This is a genomic window from Streptomyces venezuelae (assembly GCF_008642335.1).
Taxonomy (GTDB): domain Bacteria; phylum Actinomycetota; class Actinomycetes; order Streptomycetales; family Streptomycetaceae; genus Streptomyces; species Streptomyces venezuelae_F.
On the sequence record NZ_CP029191.1, the window covers coordinates 4,385,653 to 4,404,894 of the forward strand.

General features: G+C 70.0%; 16 protein-coding genes. 7 read left to right on the plus strand and 9 right to left on the minus strand.

Translation table 11 applies throughout. The features are described from left to right. The first annotated feature begins 35 nt into the window (after window positions 1-35). Together DEJ49_RS19865 and DEJ49_RS19870 are read left to right on the plus strand one after the other, a co-directional pair. Complete coding sequence (locus DEJ49_RS19865) at window positions 36-920, plus strand: NUDIX hydrolase (RefSeq protein ID WP_150185362.1); 885 nt, start codon at window positions 36-38, stop codon at window positions 918-920. A gap of 52 nt (window positions 921-972) precedes the next feature. Then, complete coding sequence (locus DEJ49_RS19870; protein ID WP_150185363.1) at window positions 973-1,803, plus strand: MBL fold metallo-hydrolase; 831 nt, start codon at window positions 973-975, stop codon at window positions 1,801-1,803. Window positions 1,804-1,883: 80 nt separating this feature from the next. Here the strand turns inward: DEJ49_RS19870 and DEJ49_RS19875 are convergent, their stop codons facing one another. Next, window positions 1,884-2,558: a Crp/Fnr family transcriptional regulator gene (locus DEJ49_RS19875; RefSeq protein WP_016642758.1), complete on the minus strand. Its 675-nt coding sequence runs from the start codon at window positions 2,556-2,558 to the stop codon at window positions 1,884-1,886. Between the two features lie 359 nt (window positions 2,559-2,917). On the opposite strand from DEJ49_RS19875, the gene nth reads away from it, so the two are divergent. The 3 genes from nth to DEJ49_RS19890 all read left to right on the plus strand — a co-directional run bounded on the left by nth (window position 2,918) and on the right by DEJ49_RS19890 (window position 6,017). Next, on the plus strand, window positions 2,918-3,901 hold the full coding sequence (nth, locus tag DEJ49_RS19880) for an endonuclease III (protein WP_150185364.1): 984 nt from the start codon (window positions 2,918-2,920) through the stop codon (window positions 3,899-3,901). Between the two features lie 82 nt (window positions 3,902-3,983). Next, on the plus strand, window positions 3,984-4,763 hold the full coding sequence (locus DEJ49_RS19885) for an NUDIX hydrolase (RefSeq protein ID WP_150185365.1): 780 nt from the start codon (window positions 3,984-3,986) through the stop codon (window positions 4,761-4,763). A 48-nt stretch (window positions 4,764-4,811) separates the two neighbouring features. Next, on the plus strand, window positions 4,812-6,017 hold the full coding sequence (locus tag DEJ49_RS19890; RefSeq protein ID WP_150185366.1) for a MarP family serine protease: 1,206 nt from the start codon (window positions 4,812-4,814) through the stop codon (window positions 6,015-6,017). Between the two features lie 33 nt (window positions 6,018-6,050). Here DEJ49_RS19890 and DEJ49_RS36445 read toward each other — a convergent pair whose 3' ends face one another. From DEJ49_RS36445 to DEJ49_RS19920, 6 genes are all read right to left on the minus strand, one after another. Beyond that, window positions 6,051-6,239: a hypothetical protein gene (locus tag DEJ49_RS36445; protein ID WP_079075134.1), complete on the minus strand. Its 189-nt coding sequence runs from the start codon at window positions 6,237-6,239 to the stop codon at window positions 6,051-6,053. Window positions 6,240-6,393: 154 nt separating this feature from the next. Beyond that, window positions 6,394-7,335, minus strand: a complete 942-nt coding sequence (locus tag DEJ49_RS19900) for an alpha/beta fold hydrolase (protein WP_150185367.1) — start codon at window positions 7,333-7,335, stop codon at window positions 6,394-6,396. Next, window positions 7,332-7,829, minus strand: coding sequence for a phage holin family protein (locus DEJ49_RS19905; protein WP_150185368.1), 498 nt, complete (start codon window positions 7,827-7,829; stop codon window positions 7,332-7,334). Before DEJ49_RS19905 ends, DEJ49_RS19900 begins: the two co-directional genes overlap by 4 nt. A 52-nt stretch (window positions 7,830-7,881) precedes the next feature. Then, the gene (gene nhaA, locus DEJ49_RS19910; RefSeq protein WP_150185369.1) at window positions 7,882-9,285 is read right to left on the minus strand and encodes a Na+/H+ antiporter NhaA; all 1,404 of its coding nucleotides are present in this window, start codon (window positions 9,283-9,285) and stop codon (window positions 7,882-7,884) included. Between the two features lie 251 nt (window positions 9,286-9,536). Then, the gene (gene acs / locus DEJ49_RS19915) at window positions 9,537-11,495 is read right to left on the minus strand and encodes an acetate--CoA ligase (protein ID WP_150185370.1); all 1,959 of its coding nucleotides are present in this window, start codon (window positions 11,493-11,495) and stop codon (window positions 9,537-9,539) included. A 183-nt stretch (window positions 11,496-11,678) separates the two neighbouring features. Continuing rightward, the gene (locus DEJ49_RS19920; RefSeq protein WP_150185371.1) at window positions 11,679-14,069 is read right to left on the minus strand and encodes a bifunctional SulP family inorganic anion transporter/carbonic anhydrase; all 2,391 of its coding nucleotides are present in this window, start codon (window positions 14,067-14,069) and stop codon (window positions 11,679-11,681) included. A gap of 295 nt (window positions 14,070-14,364) precedes the next feature. On the opposite strand from DEJ49_RS19920, the gene DEJ49_RS19925 reads away from it, so the two are divergent. Next, the gene (locus tag DEJ49_RS19925; RefSeq protein ID WP_150185372.1) at window positions 14,365-15,636 is read left to right on the plus strand and encodes a hypothetical protein; all 1,272 of its coding nucleotides are present in this window, start codon (window positions 14,365-14,367) and stop codon (window positions 15,634-15,636) included. A gap of 67 nt (window positions 15,637-15,703) precedes the next feature. On the opposite strand, the gene DEJ49_RS19930 is transcribed toward DEJ49_RS19925, so the two are convergent. Then, window positions 15,704-16,684, minus strand: coding sequence for an ATP-binding protein (locus DEJ49_RS19930; RefSeq protein ID WP_150185373.1), 981 nt, complete (start codon window positions 16,682-16,684; stop codon window positions 15,704-15,706). Window positions 16,685-16,785: 101 nt separating this feature from the next. Between DEJ49_RS19930 and DEJ49_RS19935 the strand changes: the two genes are divergently transcribed. Further along, a complete protein-coding gene (locus DEJ49_RS19935; RefSeq protein WP_150185374.1) occupies window positions 16,786-17,601 on the plus strand; it encodes an oxidoreductase in 816 nt (271 codons plus the stop codon). 395 nt (window positions 17,602-17,996) lie between these two features. Here DEJ49_RS19935 and DEJ49_RS19940 read toward each other — a convergent pair whose 3' ends face one another. Then, the gene (locus DEJ49_RS19940) at window positions 17,997-18,821 is read right to left on the minus strand and encodes an HAD family hydrolase (protein ID WP_150185375.1); all 825 of its coding nucleotides are present in this window, start codon (window positions 18,819-18,821) and stop codon (window positions 17,997-17,999) included. Between the last annotated feature and the right edge of the window lie 421 nt (window positions 18,822-19,242).

Consider the following 19,242-nt stretch of genomic DNA (forward strand, 5'->3'; position numbering starts at 1 on the left):
TCGAACATCAGCTCACTAGGGGATAGCCTCCGCCCATGGCAAATGGGCAGTGGTACCCCCCGGAGTGGCCCGACCGCATCCGCGCCCTCGCGAGCGGCGAGCTGACGCCGGCGACCCCGCGCCGCGCCGCGACCGTCATGCTGCTCAGGGACGGGCGCGACGAGGCGGGGAACGGCGCGCCGGAAGTACACATGCTGCGCAGACGCGCCTCCATGGCCTTCGCCGGAGGCGCGTACGCGTATCCCGGCGGCGGCGTCGACCCGCGCGACGACGACCACCTGGTGCGCTGGGCGGGCCCCACGCGCGCGTCCTGGGCGGCCAGGCTCGGCGTCGACGACGAGGCCGAGGCCCAGGCGATCGTCTGTGCCGCGGTCCGCGAGACGTACGAGGAAGCGGGTGTCCTGCTCGCGGGGCGGACGCCGGACACGGTCGTCGGCGACACCACGGGCGACGACTGGGAGGCCGACCGCGAGGCCCTGGTGGCCCGCGAACTCTCCTTCGCGCAGTTCCTGGACCACCGGAACCTGTACCTGCGCAGCGATCTGCTCGCCGCGTGGGCGCGCTGGATCACTCCCGAGTTCGAGCCCAGGCGCTACGACACGTTCTTCTTCGTGGCCGCGCTCCCCGAGGGCCAGCGCACGCGCAACGCCTCCACGGAGGCCGACCGCACGGTGTGGATCCGCCCTTCGGAGGCGGCCGCCCGCTACGACGACGGCGAACTCCTGATGATGCCGCCCACCATCGCGACCCTGCGGTCCCTGAGCGCCCACCCGACGCCCCGCGCGGCCCTCGCCGCCGCCCCGGAGCAGGACATGACGCCGGTCCTCGCCCGCGCCCGCCTGGAGAACGACACGCTGGTGCTCTCCTGGCCGGGACACGACGAGTTCACCAAGCGGGTGGGGACGGGCAGGGAGCAATGAAGGGTCGATCCCCGCTCGGTACCCGCCCGCCCCAGACAGGAGTCACCCCCGCATGACCGATGCCGCCGCCCTCCCCGGGCAGCCCCGCGGCGGGGTCCTCAGCGGCCCCGCCACCGCCCGCGCGGTCAACGTTCTCGCGCCCAATCCCTCCGCGATGACCCTCGACGGCACGAACACCTGGATCGTGTCCGAGCCTGACTCACCGCTCGCCGTGGTCATCGACCCGGGTCCCGAGGACGACGCCCACCTGAGCCGCGTCATCGAGACGGCCGAAAAGCTCGGCAAGCGCGTCGCCCTGACCCTGCTCACCCACGGCCACCCCGACCACGCGGAGGGAGCCGCCCGCTTCGCCGAGCTGACGCGTACCCCTGTACGGGCCCTGGACCCCGCTCTGCGCCTCGGCGACGAGGGTCTGGCGCCCGGGGACGTCATCACCACGGGCGGCCTGGAGATGCGCGTCGTGGCGACCCCCGGCCACACCGCGGACTCGCTCTGCTTCCACCTGCCCGCGGACCAGGCGGTCCTGACGGGTGACACGATCCTCGGCCGCGGCACCACGGTCGTGGCGCACCCCGACGGCCGCCTCGGCGACTACCTGGACTCCCTGCGGCGGCTGCGGTCCCTGACGGTCGACGACGGCGTCCACACGGTCCTGCCGGGCCACGGGCCGGTCCTGGAGGACGCGCAGGGCGCCGTGGAGTTCTACCTGGCCCACCGCGCCACGCGGCTCGCCCAGGTCGAGACGGCCGTGGAGAACGGTCACGCGGAGGCCTCCGACGTCGTCGCGCACGTGTACGCCGACGTGGACCGCTCCCTGTGGCCCGCGGCGGAGCTCTCGGTCAGGGCGCAGCTGGACTACCTGCGGGAGCACGGGCTGATCTGACGCGGCACTCAGCCCTCGTACAAACGCGAATGGGTCCCGCCTCCCAAGAGGCGGGACCCATCCACGTACAGATGCGGGCGTCAGCGCGACCGCTTGGCCAGCCGCTCCACGTCCAGCAGGATCACGGCGCGGGCCTCCAGCCGCAGCCAGCCGCGGCCCGCGAAGTCCGCGAGCGCCTTGTTGACGGTCTCTCGGGAGGCGCCGACCAACTGGGCCAGCTCTTCCTGCGTGAGGTCGTGCACGACGTGGATGCCCTCCTCGGACTGCACGCCGAAGCGGCGCGACAGGTCGAGCAGCGCGCGGGCCACACGGCCGGGCACGTCGGAGAAGACCAGGTCGGACATCTGGTCGTTGGTCTTGCGCAGGCGCCGGGCGACGGCGCGCAGCAGTGCGGCGGCCACCTCGGGGCGGGCGTTCAGCCAGGGCTGGAGGTCGCCGTGGCCCAGGCCGAGCAGCTTCACCTCGGTGAGCGCGGAGGCCGTGGCGGTCCGCGGGCCCGGGTCGAAGAGCGAGAGCTCACCGATCAGCTCGCCGGGGCCGAGCACCGCGAGCATGTTCTCGCGCCCGTCGGGCGAGGTGCGGTGGAGCTTCACCTTGCCCTCGGTGACCACGTAGAGGCGGTCTCCGGGGTCACCCTCATGGAAAAGAGCATCCCCGCGCGCGAGCGTCACCTCACTCATGGAGGCGCGGAGCTCCGCGGCCTGCTCGTCATCGAGCGCCGCGAAGAGCGGGGCGCGCCGCAGAACGTCGTCCACGAGTTCTCTCCTTGTCGACCTGCTCAGGGGATCTTGATTCCCCCGCATATCAGGGGTCCGTGTTCCCCATTTTGCCGGACGGTCCAAACAGTGTGATCAGTCACAAGTCTGCCGCACCGGCGTCGCAAGCTGTGCGGGAGGGGGCCAATTGGGGGCCGATACCGGGGGTCAAGGACGAATGTCAGTGCCGGGCTCTAGGCTGGCCGGGTGTCCAAAAAGCCGGTGAGAGCGCAGGCCGAGGGGGCTGAGCAGGTGGCCGCACCCCGCGATTCCGCTGTGGGCGAACATGCGTCCTACTCCCCTGGCAAAGCGACAAATCGGACAGGTTCCCTGATGTCCCCGGCGATGAGGTCGGCCTTGTGAGCACGAAGAAGACGACGAAAACGACGACGGCGGCGGCAGCGGCGGAGGTGACGCCCGCGAAGAAGACCGCCGCCCCCACCAAGAAGGCCGCGGCAACCAAGAAGGCAGCCACTGCGGCAACCAAGAAGACCGCCGCGACCAAGAAGGCCACCGCGGCCAAGAAGACCGCCGAAAAGACCGCCGCACCCAAGAAGGTCGCCGCCGCCAAGAAGGCTCCGGAGTCCCACGCCGCGCTCGTCCGCCGCGCCCGGCGGATCAACCGCGAGCTCGCGGACGTGTACTCGTACGCGCACCCGGAGCTGGACTTCGAGAACCCCTTCGAGCTCCTGGTCGCCACGGTCCTCTCCGCCCAGACCACCGACCTGCGCGTGAACCAGACGACCCCGCGCCTCTTCGCCAAGTACCCGACCCCGGAGGACCTGGCCGCGGCCGTCCCCGAGGAGGTCGAGGAACTGATCAGGCCGACCGGCTTCTTCCGCGCCAAGACCAAGTCGATCATGGGCCTGGCGAAGGCATTGCGGGACGACTTCGGCGGCGAGGTCCCCGGCCGCGTGGATGATCTCGTGAAGCTGCCCGGAGTGGGCCGCAAGACCGCGTTCGTCGTGCTCGGTAACGCGTTCGGTGTCCCCGGCATCACCGTGGACACGCACTTCGGCCGTCTGGTGCGGCGCTGGAAGTGGACCGAGGAGACCGACCCGGTGAAGGTCGAGACGGCGGTCGCCGCGCTCTTCCCGAAGAGCGAGTGGACGATGCTCTCGCACCGCGTGATCTTCCACGGCCGCCGCATCTGCCACTCCCGCAAGCCCGCGTGCGGCGCCTGCCCGATCGCCCCGCTCTGCCCGTCGTACGGGGAGGGGGAGACCGACCCGGAGAAGGCGAAGAAGCTGCTCAAGTACGAGATGGGCGGCTTCCCGGGCCAGCGTCTGAAGCCGCCGCCGGACTACCCCGGCAAGCCGGCGCCCCCGCTCGCCGCGGGATGAGGTGACACCGACGCAGGGTGGAACGAACCGCGGAACGAACCGCAGGGGAAAGAGCGTTGTCCAGAGACGGACGGGGGTGCCGATGACGCACGCGAGCGAGACGACGAACGCCACGGATGACGGCGACACGAACCGAGCGACCCACGCGGGGCGGCAGCCCCGAGGAGAAGCGGCCCACGAGGGCGGGCCGCCCCGGGGGGAGTTGCTCAGCACCGCGGGTCTGCCCTCCTGGCTCGACCCGGTCGTCCGTGCCGCGCAGACCGTCCAGCCGCTCCAGCTGAGCCGGTTCCTGCCCCCGGAGAGCGGCGCCGGACGCCAGTCCGCCGTGCTCATCCTCTTCGGAGAGGGCGAGAAGGGCCCGGAGATACTCCTGATGGAGCGCGCGGGCTCCCTCCGCTCGCACGCGGGCCAGCCCTCGTTCCCCGGCGGCGCCCTCGACCCCGAGGACGGCGACCCGCAGGGCGAGGGGCCGCTGCGTGCCGCGCTGCGCGAGGCCGAGGAGGAGACGGGCCTCGACCCCCGCGGCGTCCAGCTCTTCGCCGAGCTGCCCCGCCTGTTCATCCCCGTGAGCGACTTCGTCGTGACGCCCGTCCTCGGCTGGTGGCGCACCCCGACGCCCGTCGGCGTCGTCGATCCGAACGAGACCGCCCGGGTCTTCACGGTTCCCGTGGCAGATCTCACGGACCCGGCGAACCGCGCGACGACGGTCCACCCCAGTGGTCACCGCGGCCCCGCCTTCCTCGTCGAGTCCGCGCTGGTCTGGGGTTTCACGGCCGGCGTCATCGACCGGATCCTGCACTTCGCGGGCTGGGAGCGCCCCTGGGACCGCGGCAGGCAGGTCCCGCTCGACTGGCGCGCATGACAAGGTTGCGGGGTACGGCGACCGCGATGCGAGGCGAGGATTGAATCGGTGAACGTGCTGGACGTCCTGCTGTTGCTCGCCGCCGTGTGGTTCGCGGTCGTGGGGTACCGCCAGGGCTTCGTGGTCGGCATCCTCTCGGTGATCGGCTTCCTGGGCGGCGGTCTCGTCGCCGTCTACCTCCTGCCGATCATCTGGGACGCGCTCAACGACGACGACGCGGCCACGGTGAGTACGACGGCGGCGGTCATCGCCGTCGTCATCGTGATCGTCTGTGCCTCGATCGGGCAGGCCTTCACCACGCACCTCGGCAACAAGCTGCGCAGATACATCACCTGGCAGCCGGCCCGCGCCCTCGACGCGACGGGTGGCGCCCTGGTGAACGTGGTCGCGATGCTCCTCGTCGCCTGGCTGATCGGCTCGCTCCTCGCGGGTGCGACGCTGCCGACGCTCGGCAAGGAGGTCCGCAACTCCAAGGTGCTGCTCGGCGTCGACCGGGCCCTGCCCGGCCAGGCCGACACCTGGTTCACGGACTTCTCATCGGTCCTCGCGCGCAACGGATTCCCGCAGGTCTTCAGCCCGTTCTCGGACGAGCCGATCACGGAGGTCAAGCCTCCGGACCCCAAGCTCGCCAAGAGCGCGGTCGCCACGAAGGCGAAGCGCTCCATCGTGAAGGTCCGCGGTGAGGCCCGCAGTTGCGGCAAGGTCCTCGAAGGCACCGGCTTCGTCTTCGCGGACCGCCGCGTGATGACCAACGCGCACGTGGTCGGCGGCGTGGACGACCCGACGGTCCAGATAGGGGACCAGGGCCAGATCTACGACGCGAAGGTCGTCCTCTACGACTGGGAGCGCGACATCGCCGTACTGGACGTGCCCACGCTGCGGGCACCCGCCCTGCAGTTCACGTCCAAGGACGCGACGAGCGGCGCGGGCGCCATCGTCGCCGGATTCCCCGAGGACGGGCCCTACGACGTGCGTCCCGCGCGCGTGCGAGGCCGCATCACGGCGAAGGGCCCGGACATCTACCACCGGGGCACCGTGCGCCGTGATGTGTACTCGCTCTACGCGACCGTCCGCCAGGGCAACTCCGGCGGCCCGCTGCTCACGCCCGACGGCAAGGTCTACGGCGTGGTCTTCGCGAAGTCCCTCGACGACCCGGACACCGGCTATGCGCTGACGGCGGACGAGGTGCGCGAGGACATCGAGAAGGGCCGCACCGCCAACCAAGAGGTCGACAGCGAGGGCTGCGCGCTCTGAGGCGGCGGTCGGAGGGTCCGAAGAAGAGCGGGGTCAGTCGCGGGTGTGCCGGAGCCGCGCGGAGACCCAGCGGGCCCTCCGGCGGAGAATGCGGGGAATGCCCATTTCCTGAGGGGGGCCGTGATGACCCGGGTCCTGCGGCCCGCCCCTCTCACGGCTGTTCAGCGCTGTGGCCGAGCGGCGATTGCGTGCTACGTCACTGTAGTCGTGCGTCCAGCCCATACCCCGACGTCTGCCCGTGCCCCATGGTCGGTAATCGCGCTCAGGGGCCCCAATTGGCCTATGCGCGAGGCAATTGGCGTTCGTAGGACAGACGTTCGTATGAATATGTCGGCGAACGGGCTCCGCGACCTTCAGCGAACGGGCTCCGAGACCTTCAGCGGTCGGGCTCCGGGTCCTTCAGCCAGTTCACGAGCTCCGTCGAGAACGCCACCGGATCCTCCTCGTGCGGGAAGTGTCCGAGGCCGTCGAACAGCCGCCAGCGGTACGGCGCTTCGACGTACTCGCCCGACCCCGCCGCGCTCCTCGTCCGCATCACGGGGTCCAGCGAGCCGTGCAGATGCAGCGTCGGCACCCGCACCGGGCGCTTCATGCGGCGGTTGAACTGAATGCCGTCGGGGCGTGCCATCGACCGGACCATCCAGCGGTACGGCTCGATCGAGCAGTGCGCCGTCGACGGGATGCACATGGCCCGCCGGTACGTCTCGACCGCCTCGTCGTCCGGCAGGCCGGGCCCGGACCAGTCCCGCACCAGACGGCCCACCAGGGCACCGTCGTCGGCGACGAGTTGACGCTCCGGCACCCAGGGCCGCTGAAAGCCCCACACGTACGACGCCGACGCGGTCTGCTTGCGGTCCGACAGCATCGCGGAGCGCCAGCGCCGCGGATGCGGCATCGAGGAGACGGCGAGGCGGCGCACCAGCTTCGGCCGCATCACGGCCGCCGTCCACGCGAGGTATCCGCCCAGGTCGTGCCCGACGAGCGCGGCGTCCGGCTCACCGAGAGAACGTACGACACCGGTGATGTCCAGGGCGAGGTTCGCCGGGTCGTAGCCGCGAGGCGTGCGGTCGCTGCCGCCCACACCCCGCAGGTCCATCGCGACGGCCCGGAAACCGGCATCCGCGAGCGCCACCATCTGGTGCCGCCACGTCCACCAGAACTGCGGGAAACCGTGCAGGAGCAGGACCAGCGGCCCGTCCCCCATCTCGGCGATGTGGAAGCGCGCGCCGTTGGCGGCCACATCCCGGTGGGTCCAGGGCCCCTCGATGCGTACGACCGAGGCGGGGGATTGGGCCGATTGGGCGGCGGGGTCCGTCATGAGGACGAGCGTGCCACAGTGGCCCCCGTCTCACCGATTCGTACGTCGACAGCACCCGCCGGGCCGACCGCGCGGGGATGCGGCTTGACGTTCCCCAGTACGGCAGCCGTCTCCTTGGCCGAAGCGGCGACCTTCTGCGGGCCCTTGCCCTTCTTGGCCTTCTTCGCGAAGACGACGCCGATCAGCGCGAGCAACCCCGCCACCAGCACGTTCGCGGCGAAGGACAGCAGGAAGCAGACGGCGAGGTTCCAGCCGCTCCAGGTACGGATGCCGTACGCCAGTGCGAAACTCAGCATGGGCAGCGAGAAGATGAGGACCGCTCCGGCCGCGGCGAACGCGCCACCGCCGATCGCGCCGCGCTTGACGTCCTGCCGCAGCTGCGCCTTGGCCAGCGCGATCTCGTCGTGGACCAGCGCGGACATCTCACCGGTCGCCGAGGCGACCAGTTGGCCGAGGCTGCGCTCGGCGCCGACGGGGCCGTCGGGTGAGCTCATCGCGTTCTCCCCTTTTTCTCTTCTGATCTCTTCTGAGAAGTGTCTGCTCAGATCATGCCGGACCGTTGCCATCCTCGCGTTCCCCACCCGCTACTTCGGCAAGCCTTCGGTGCTCCGCGGCCTTCTTCTCGTAGATGGCGGCCATCCGGTGGTGGTACGCCGGGTCGTCCATCTCGTAGATGTCGGGGACACCGCTGAGGTCGTCGTCGCGCTCCTCGTCCTCGCACAGCTTGCGGTACTTGGCGTTGCGCACCTTCAGCAGGACCCCGGAGAACAGCGCCGCGATGAGGGAGCCGGTCAGGACGGCCGCCTTGATCTCGTCGGTGAGCAGCGGGTCCTCGGTGAAGGCGAGCTCGCCGATCAGCAGCGAGACGGTGAAGCCGATGCCCGCCAGTGAGGCGACCGCGAACACGTCGGGCCAGGCCAGATCGTCGTTCAGCTCCGCCTTGGTGAAGCGCGCCGCGAGCCAGGTGCCGCCGAAGATGCCGACGGCCTTGCCGACCACCAGACCGAGGACCACGCCGAGCGTCTCCGGCTTGGTGAAGACGTCGCCGAGCGCGCCGCCCGTGACCACGACTCCCGCGCTGAACAGGGCGAACAGCGGCACGGCCAGGCCCGCGGAGAGGGGGCGTACGAGATGTTCGATGTGCTCGCCGGGGGAGTGCTCCTCGCTGTCGTCCTCCTTGTGGCAGCGCAGCATCAGGCCCATGGCGACGCCCGCGATGGTGGCGTGGATCCCGCTGTTGTACATCAGGCCCCAGATGGCGAGCGCCAGCGGAACGTAGATGTACCAGCCGCGCACCCGCTTCCTGAGCAGCAGCCAGAACACGACGAGGCCGAGGACGGCGCCGCCGAGCGCGGCGAAGTTGAGGTCGCTGGTGAAGAAGACCGCGATGATCAGGATCGCGAAGAGGTCGTCGACGACGGCGAGGGTCAGCAGGAAGGCGCGGAGCGCGGACGGCAGCGAGGTGCCGATGACGGCGAGGACCGCGAGCGCGAAGGCGATGTCGGTGGCGGTCGGTACGGCCCAGCCGTCCAGGGAGCCGCCGCCCGCGGTGTTGGTGAGGAAGTACACGAGCGCGGGCACGGCCATGCCGCAGAGTGCCGCGACGACGGGCAGCGCGGCCGCCTTGGGGTCGCGCAGGTCGCCCGCGACCAGCTCACGCTTGAGTTCGATGCCGGCGACGAAGAAGAAGACGGCGAGCAGCCCGTCGGCCGCCCAGTGCTGCACGGACAGGTTCAGCCCGAGTGAGCCGGGTCCGAGGTGGAAGCTCCGGACGGAGTCGTACGATCCGCCGGCCGTGTTGGCCCAGATCAGCGCGGCGACCGCGGCGACGAGCAGCAGCACACCGCCGACGGTCTCGGCGCGCAGGGCTTCCGCGACGAAGTTCCGCTCGGGCAGGGAAAGGCGGCCGAGCACCTTGCGGTCGTTCTTGCTGGGGACGGGCGCGGACACGTGAGTCGACCTCCGGTCGGGTAGGCAGGGCTGAGCACATGCCGACCAGACTTCCCGGCGCACCTTGGTACTTCTCGCGCGTCGTACCGCCGCGTGATCTTGTCGCGACGTTGACGCGGTCCTTAGCTTACCTAACGTACGCCCGGACGAATCCAGTGATCTTCACCTTAAGTGCAAAAAGGGCACCCGGCGCGCTTGGCGCCGGGTGCCCTTAGCCGTATCGCGGAGGGTCTTCTAAGGCCTGAGTCGCCCTAGTCCTCGCTGGGGGCGGCCGGGAGCTTCGTCTGGATGAGGTCCATCACGGACGAGTCGGTGAGCGTGGTGACGTCACCGAGCTCCCGGTTCTCCGCGACGTCCCGCAGCAGACGGCGCATGATCTTGCCGGACCGGGTCTTCGGCAGCTCGGCCACCGGAAGGACCCGCTTCGGCTTGGCGATCGGGCCGAGCGTGGCGCCCACGTGATTGCGCAGGTCCGCGACGAGTCCCTCGTCCTCGGCGCTGGCCGTGCCGCGCAGGATCACGAAGGCGACGATGGCCTGGCCGGTCGTCTCGTCCGCCGCGCCCACGACCGCCGCCTCGGCGACCGCCGGGTGCGAGACGAGCGCCGACTCGACCTCCGTGGTGGAGATGTTGTGCCCGGAGACGAGCATCACGTCGTCCACGCGGCCGAGCAGCCAGATGTCGCCGTCCTCGTCCTTCTTGGCACCGTCACCGGCGAAGTACTTGCCCTCGAAACGCGACCAGTACGTGTCGATGAACCGCTGGTCGTCGCCCCAGATGGTGCGCAGCATCGACGGCCACGGCTCGGTCAGGACCAGGTAACCGCCGCCGCCGTCCGGCACTTCGTTCGCCTCGTCGTCGACGACGGTGGCGGAGATGCCCGGCAGGGCGCGCTGGGCGCTGCCCGGCTTGGTCTCGGTCACGCCCGGCAGCGGCGAGATCATCATGGCGCCGGTCTCGGTCTGCCACCAGGTGTCCACGATGGGACAGCGGTCGCCGCCGATGTTCTTGCGGTACCACATCCACGCCTCGGGGTTGATCGGCTCACCCACCGACCCGAGCACCCGCAGGCTGCTCAGGTCGAACTTCGCGGGGATGTCGTCGCCCCACTTCATGAAGGTGCGGATGGCCGTGGGCGCCGTGTAGAGGATGCTGACCTTGTACTTCTGGACGATCTCCCAGAAGCGGCCCTGGTGCGGGGTGTCGGGGGTGCCCTCGTACATCACCTGCGTCGCGCCGTTCGCCAGCGGTCCGTACGTGATGTAAGAGTGTCCGGTGACCCAGCCGATGTCGGCCGTGCACCAGTAGACGTCGGTCTCCGGCTTGAGGTCGAAGACGGCGTGGTGGGTGTACGCCGCCTGCGTGAGGTAGCCGCCGGAGGTGTGCAGGATGCCCTTCGGCTTACCCGTGGTGCCCGAGGTGTAGAGGATGAAGAGCGGGTGCTCCGCGTCGAAGGCCTCGGGGGTGTGCTCGGCGGACTGCTTCCGCGTGATCTCGTGCCACCACACGTCGCGGCCCTCGGTCCACGCCACATCCTGCTTCGTGCGCTGTACGACGAGGACGTGCCGGACACCGTCGACGCGGCTCACGGCCTCGTCCACGGCGGGCTTCAGTGCGGAGGGCTTGCCCCTGCGGTACCCGCCGTCGGAGGTGATGACGACCTTGGCGTCGGCGTCCTCGATGCGCTTGGCGATCGCGTCGGCGGAGAAGCCGCCGAAGACCACCGAGTGGGCGGCGCCGATACGGGCGCAGGCCAGCATCGCGACGACCGCCTCGGGGATCATCGGCAGATAGACGGCGACGCGGTCGCCCTTCTGGACACCGAGCTCGGTCAGGGCGTTGGCGGCCCGGCTGACCTCTTCCTTCAGCTCGGCGTAGGTGATGGCCCGGCTGTCGCCGGGCTCACCCTCGAAGTGGATCGCGACGCGGTCGCCGTTGCCGGCCTCCACGTGGCGGTCGACGCAGTTGTACGCGACGTTGAGCTTCCCGTCGGCGAACCACTTGGCGAACGGCGGGTTCGACCAGTCGAGCGTCTCGGTCGGCTCCGTGGCCCAGGTCAGCCGGCGGGCCTGCTCGGCCCAGAAGCCGAGCCGGTCAGCCTTGGCCTGCTCGTACGCCTCCGCCGTGACGTTGGCGGCAGCCGCCAACTCCGCCGGCGGCGCGAATCGACGCTCCTCCTTTAGAAGGTTGGCCAGGCTTTCGTTGCTCACGACATCTCCCTTGCGCTGCTTTGCCGGAGGCGACCGTTGTGTCCGAAGCCACAGCTCATCAGACACAACCCGTGGTGACAAGGGGCTGCCGAAAATTGGTTTAGACCTTTACTCGTACGTTTCCCGACGGGTCACCCGGTGGGGTCACCCGTCGGGATCACAGGGAGGGATTACCCGGAGGGATTACGCCGAGGGCGTTCGCTCGACCTCGGCCTGCGCTGTGGGCGCCACCTGGTCGAAGACCTCGTCGGGAAGCGGCTCGGCACCGCTGCCCTCCGTCAGCAGATAGGACTGCGCCTCACCGACGTGGAAGTACATACCGTGCAGCTCAAGATCACCTTCGGCAAGTCGGCGCGCCACCGACTCGTGCGCCCTCAAGTGCTCCAGTTGCTGCACGACATTGGTGAGGCAGAGCTGCTCGACCGCGTCGGCCGGCGCGCGCCCGGCGAGACGCGCCCACGCTCTGTCCTGCGCGCCCATGCGCTCCAGACTCGGCAGGCCGTGCCGCAGCCACCGCTTCAACGGCGTCTGTGCGCCGCCCGGCGGCGTGTTGAGCAGCGCCTGCATGGCACCGCATCCGGAGTGCCCGCACACGGTGATGGACCGCACCTTGAGCACATCCACCGCGTACTCGATGGCGGCGCCCACCGAGTCGTCCCCGCTCTCGGCGCCCGGCAGCGGCACCAGGTTGCCCACATTGCGGACGACGAAGAGGTCACCGGGACCGCTCGACGTGATCATCGACGTGACGACACGGGAGTCCGCGCAGGTCAGGAAGAGCTGAGCGGGCTGCTGCCCCTCACGCGCGAGCCGGGCCAGCTCGCCCCGCACGTGCGGCGCCGTGTTCCGCTGGAAGGCGCTGATCCCGCTGGCCAGTTGGTGCCCGCTGGGTCGGCGCCCCTCCTGTCCCTGCTCCCGCTCCTCCTGCGGCCGGTCGCAGTGGTGGTTGCGCCACGGCGCCCACGGCCTGCAACAGGAGTGCGAGGCGCCCACCAGCTCCCGGCTCCCCGGCCCCGACCCTCCGGCGGGCACGGAGATACGGGTCCCGGCGCGGCCGGTGACCTCGACGCTGCCGCCGTGCGCGGTGTGCGCGTCCTGCCAGCACTGCAGCGATTCGTACGCGGCATGGTCCATGAAGGATCCGTCCAACTCCACGATCACATCGGCCCCGTGGGGCACCTGGTGCAGTGCCTTGCTGAGGCGCGGCACCGCGAGGAACGTCAACTGACCGCGCACCCGCACGTGATGGACGCCGGCGTCCTCGCAGTGGGTGATGCGGGTGCGGGCGAGCCGGTGCAGCGAGACGCCCACGGCGACGGCGACGCCGAGCGCCACGCCTTCGAGCACGCCGAGGAAGACCACGCCGAGGCTCGTGACGGCGTAGACCACGATTTCGCGGTGGCGGGTGATGGTGCGGATGTGGTTGAGACTGACCATCTGGATGCCGACGACCATGACGAGCGCGGCAAGGGCGGCGAGGGGGATCAGCTCCAGGACGGGCACCAGGAGCAGCGCGGCGACTACTACCCAAACGCCGTGCAGCATCGTGGAGTTCCGGCTGACGGCCCCCGCCCGGATATTGGCCATGCTGCGCACGGCGACCCCGGCGACGGGCAGCCCGCCGAGCGCCCCGGACACGATGTTCGCCGCGCCCTGGCCGAGGAGCTCGCGGTCGAGGTCGGAGCGGCGCACGCCCGGATGGAGCTCAGCCTGTCCGGCGATGACCTTGTCGACGGCGACGGCGCCGAGCAGCGACTGCACGCTGCACACGAGCGTGATGGTGAGCACGGCGGCGACGAGTCCGAGCACGGGCCCTTCCGGGAGCCCGACCAGTGCGTGGCTGCGCCAGGACGGCAGGTCGACCTCGTCGACCCGGAGTCCGGCGAGCGCGGAGACGGCTGTCGCGGCGGCGACGGAGATCAGGGCCGCGGGCAGGACGCGGGTGAAGCGCCCGGCCCGCCCGGGAATCCGTGGCCACAGCAGCAGGATCGCCAGGGTGAGCAGGCTGATCGCCAGGGCCGCCAAATGCAGGTCGGCCAGTTGGGCGGGGAGCGCCCGCAGGTTGTCGAGCACGGAGCTCTGCGGGGTGCCGCCCAGCACGATGTGCAGCTGGGCGACGGCGATGGTGACGCCGATGCCGGTCAGCATGCCGTGCACGACGGCGGGGCTGACGGCGAGCGCGGTGCGGGCCACGTGCAGGCAGCCGAGGCCGAGTTGGGCGAGTCCGGCGAGGACGGTGATGGCGCAGGTGGTCCGCCAGCCGTACCGCTGGATGAGGTCGGCGGTGACGACGGTGAGGCCGGCGGCGGGCCCGCTGACCTGCAACGGTGATCCGCCGAGCGCTCCGGCGAGGATGCCGCCGACGGCGGCGGCGACGAGGCCTGCCTGGAGCGGGGCTCCGGTGGCGAGTGCGATGCCCAGCGACAGTGGCAGGGCGATCAGGAAGACGGCGACCGACGCGGAGAGGTCGGCACCGGCGATGCGGAACCTCTTGCCGGGCGGCGGGGCGTGGGGGTTGTTGGCGCGGGGCGTGTGAGCCGAGTCAGGGGTGCGAGTGGGGACGCAGGCAGACATGTTTCCCGTCTCCTCCGGGGCAGCGCGGTCGCGGGACAAGGGGTCCTCCGGAGGTCTCCGGAGGGCATTGCGCGGCCGTGGGTCACGGCGTGCAGCGGCGGGATTTCTCAACTCTCGGTAAACGGATCGTAATCCAGAGTAAAGGTCTGGGACGGATTTTCAGGGCAAATGGTGCAATCAGTCACCCTGATGAGTGAATAAAGAATTTAATCGGCTCGTCGGAACATCAGATTCCACATGTCGTGCGAGTTTCGGTCGAAATGTCCCGACTTGCACGGAAGTAGGTGGGCGGAACATGGCCGCCACCCGGAGGATCACCGCGAGCCTGACCGCCCTCGTGGCGTGCGGAGCGGCACTGGCCGGCTGCGCCGACGGCAGCACCGGAGCGAAGGAAGGCACGCAGGGCCCGAAGAAGGGCGCGGGTGCCCACGCCCCCAAGAACGCCGTCCGGATGATCGGTGACGGCTCCACGGCCTTCACCGGCAGACAGCCGCACCTGCCCAGACCCGCCCGCCTGAAGCCGGGCCAGAAGCCCCCGCAGTTCGTCGTCTTCTCCTGGGACGGGGCGGGGGAGGACAGTCAGAAGCTCTTCTCGCACTTCCGCAAGGTCGCCAAGCGGAACGACGCGACGATGACGTACTTCCTCAGCGGCGTGTACATGCTCCCCGAGGGGAAGCGGAAGCTCTACAAGCCGCCGCAGCACATGGCCGGCAGCTCGGACATCGGCTTCAACGACCGCAAGGGAATCAAGGACACCGTGGAGCAGCTCCGCGGCGCCTGGCTCGAGGGCAACGAGGTCGGCACGCACTTCAACGGCCACTTCTGCGGCACCGGCGGCGGTGTGGGCGAGTGGTCGGTCGAGGACTGGAAGGACGAGATCAACCAGGCCAAGTCCTTCGTGAAGGCCTGGAAGACCAACACCGGCGTGAAGAAGGCGCAGCCCCTGCCCTTCGACTACGACAAGGAACTGATCGGCGCCCGCACGCCCTGTCTCGAAGGGCAGAAGAACTTCATGCGGGCCGCCCGCGAGCTGGGCTTCCGCTACGACACCAGCGGCGTCAACAACCAGGTCTGGCCCAAGAAGAAGGAAGGGCTGTGGGACCTGTCGATGCAGCTCGTCCCGGTCCCCGGCCGCAAGTTCGAGACGCTCACCATGGACTACAACTTCATGGTCAACCAGTCCGGTTCGACCTCGCACGGAGACCCGTCCCAGCACGAGTACTGGGGCGACCAGATGCGTGACGGCCTGCTTCAGGGCTTCGAACGCGCCTACAAGGGCAACCGTGCGCCGCTGATCATCGGCAACCACTTCGAGTCCTGGAACGGCGGCACGTACATGCGCGCCATCGAGGAGACCATCGAGGCGGTCTGCACCAAACGCGACGTGCGCTGCGTCTCCTTCCGCCAGCTCGCGGACTGGCTCGACGCGCAGGATCCGAAGGTGCTGGCGAAGCTGACCGGGCTGCCGGTCGGCAAGGCGCCGAAGGAGGGCTGGCCGGCCTTCCTCTCCGCGCGGCCCGCGCCGGCCCCGAAGGGCGTCCCGGGCGCTCCGGCGGACAAGCGGTAGCGCCCGGTGGCTTGGCCCGGACCCGGCGTTCCCCGGCCCGGGCCCGGCGTGCGGCCCGGCGTCCGGCTCAGGCCGTGGCGGTCATGCGCTCGCGGAGCACGAAGGCGGGGTCGACCTGCGCGGCCAGGTCGGCCCCCGTCCGCTCGTTGCCCCAACTCTGCGCGTTCTTCAGGTGGAAGTGGACCATCTGGCTGGTGTACCGCTCCCAGTCCCGGCGTTCGTACGAGGCGTCGACCGCCGCCTGCAGCGCCCGCAGGGAGCTGCGGTTCTCCTCCTCCAGGAGCTCGAAGCGCGGCGGGCGCCCCTTCTCCATGGCGCGCACCCAGTCCGAGTGCCCGACGGTCACCAGGAGGTCGTCACCGACCTGCTCGCGCAGGAAGTCGATGTCGTCCTGGCCCTGCACCTTGTTGCCGACGACCGCGAGGCTCACGCCGAAGTCGCGGGCGTACTCCTTGTACTGGCGGTAGACGGAGATCCCCTTCTTCGTCGGCTCGGCCACCAGGAACGTCATGTCGAAGCGGGTGAACATGCCGGAGGCGAAGGAGTCCGAACCTGCGGTCATGTCCACGACCGCGTACTCGTCGCGGCCGTCGACGAGGTGGTTCAGGCACAGCTCCACCGCTCCGGTCTTGGAGTGGTAGCAGGCGACACCGAGGTCGGCTTCGGTGAACTGCCCGGTGACCATCAAACGGACGGTGTCGTCGTCGAGTTCCACGATCCGCGCGCAAGCGTCGAACACCGGATTGTCCTCGCGCACCCGCAGGAGCCGAGAGCCCTCCCCGGGGGGCGTCGTCTTGATCATCGTGTCGGCCGACGCGATCCGCGGATTGGAGCCCCGCAGGTAGTCCTTGATGAGCGGCAGGCGCGCGCCCAGGGCGGGCAGCTCGGCGGCTTCCGCCTCGTCGAGGCCCAGGGCGGGGCCCAGGTGCTGGTTGATGTCGGCGTCCACGGCGATGACGGGCGCGCCGGTACTGGCGAGGTGCCGGATGAAGAGCGAGGACAGCGTGGTCTTGCCGCTGCCGCCCTTCCCCACGAAAGCGATTTTCATAACCACAAAGCGTAGTGGCTCGCTCACCCTGCGTGCGTCATGTGCGTGAAGAAGACCACTCCTTCGTGGAGCGGGGCCCTGGAGTACGTAGGGTCGTACTCATGAGTACGACAGCCGATCCGCTCGCCGCCCTCGGGGCACTCCCCGGCGTGGCCGACTCCGTGGACTCCGTGCGCAAGGCCGTGGACCGGGTCTACGGCCACCGGGTCATGCGGCGCCGCAGCAACGAGATCACCTCGGAGGCGGCGCTGCGCGGCGCCCGGGGCTCGGCGGCACTGTCCGGCGCCGACTGGGCACTCGAAGAGGTGCGTCGGCGCACCGACTTCAGCGGTGACGGGGAGGAGCGCACGGTCGGCGCGGCGCTGCGGCTCACCGCGGAGGCCGGCCAGCTCCTGTCCATCTGGCGGCAGTCGCCGCTGCGGGTCCTCGCACGCCTCCATCTGGTCGCCGCGGCCGACTCCGCGGAGGGCGCGGGCCGCCCGCGGCTCGCCGGTGAGCCCGTCGACGAACCGCTGATCGAACTTCCCGTGCCGGACGCGGACGAGGTGGCGGGCCGCCTGGAGGGGCTCTCGCAGCTGATCATCGCGGGGAGTGCGGCGCCGGCCCTGGTGACGGCGGCCGTCGTCCACGGCGAGCTGGCCAGCCTGCGCCCCTTCGGCTCGCACAACGGCCTGGTGGCCCGCGCGGCCGAGCGCATCGTCCTGGTGGGCAGCGGCCTCGACCCGAAGTCGGTCTGCCCGGCGGAGGCGGGGTACGGCGAGCTGGGGCGGGCGGCCTATGTGGCGGCTCTCGACGGCTACGCGTCCGGCAGGCCGGAGGGCATGGCGGCCTGGATCGCCCACTGCGGCAAGGCGGTCGAGCTCGGCGTCAGGGAGTCGACGGCGGTCTGCGAGGCGCTGCAGCGCGGGGCGGCGTGAGGGAACCGGGGCCGACAGGGGCCTGAACAGGGTTGCGGCGGTACGGAGTCCGTACCGCCGCTGGCATGTTCACCGGGTTACCAAGCGTCCTCGAAATGTTGCCCATCAGGTCGGGACGTTGCCCGTCACCTGGTGCGGCTGGCCCGTAATCGACGGGTCGACGTCGCGTGGGTGCTCGATGTCCATGCTTCGGTCCGTGGGGCCTTTACTGCGTTTGAAGGTGATCCTCTCGGATGTCCTTGGTCTCGCGGGCCGTTGACTCCTTTGTACTCCTGTCCTGGAGTAAGCGGAAGTCCTGGCTGCACTTCTTTACTTTTAGGTTCAAACAGGCATGAACCGGACAGGTCGTATTTCGCTGGTGTCGCGGTGGCCGCTGAGTGGTTCGCGGGGCGCGGTCAGCCCGCCGTCGCGCGGCGCCGACTGGCGAACCAGACGAGCCCCGCCGTGGCCGCTGCGGCGCCCACCGCGGCCGCCGCGACGAGCGCGGGCCGAGGTGGCGCGGGAATGCGCTGCTTCAGGCGCACCGGACGGTGGAAGTCCAGGATCGGCCACGCGCGCGTGAGCGCCTCGCGGCGCAGCGCGCGGTCCGGATTGACCGCGAAGGGGTGCCCGACCGCCTCCAGCATCGGCACATCGGTCGCCGAGTCGCTGTAGGCGTAGCACCGGTCGAGGTCGTACCCCTCCGACTGTGCGAGCTCCTTGACCGCCTCCGCCTTGGTGGGCCCGTACGCGTAGTACTCCACCTCGCCGGTGAAGCAGCCGTCGTCCCCGACCACCATGCGGGTCGCCACCACACGGTCCGCGCCGAGGAGTTCCCCGATCGGCTCGACGACTTCGGCGCCCGAGGTGGAGACGATGACGACGTCGCGGCCCGCGGTGTGGTGCTCCTCGATGAGGGACGCCGCCTCGTCGTAGATGATCGGGTCGATCAGGTCGTGCAGCGTCTCGGCGACGATTTCCTTGACCTGCTCCACGTTCCAGCCGCGGCACAGCGCGGAGAGGTAGGAACGCATCCGTTCCATCTGGTCGTGGTCGGCGCCGCCCGCGAGGAACACGAACTGCGCGTACGCGGTGCGCAGTACCGCTCTGCGGTTGATCAGGCCACCTTGGTAGAACGACTTGCTGAAGGTGAGAGTGCTCGACTTCGCAATGACCGTCTTGTCCAGGTCAAAGAACGCGGCAGTGCGGGGCAGGGAGTGGTTTTCCACGAGGCCGAGCATAGGCGCCCACCATTCGGCGTAAGCTGAGGCGCGTGGGTTTGCCTGAGAAGGCTCTCGGGTACACCATGGAAGTCACGGATCGTTCGCGACCGTGCTAACCCGGTCTGGCTCCTCCCCCCCCGAGTCGGACCGTGGGGACGACCCCCGCTCTCCCCCCCGGCGGGGGTCGTCGCATGTCCGGATGGGTTTTTGAACCCTCCGTCGATCCTCTTTCGGCCCTTGAGCCGTTCTCGTCGCCGTCTTGACCTTCTCGCGCCCTACCCAAGATTCGTGACTCTGTGTAGTCGTGGGGCTGCTCTGTGGAAGTCCTGGCGAAGGCTGCGGGATGTCACCGGTATGGGTGATGGGTTTATTCACAGGCGCTGTCTTGTCCACAGTTATTGACCAAGATCCACACGTTTTCTCGCGCTGCCACACGCTG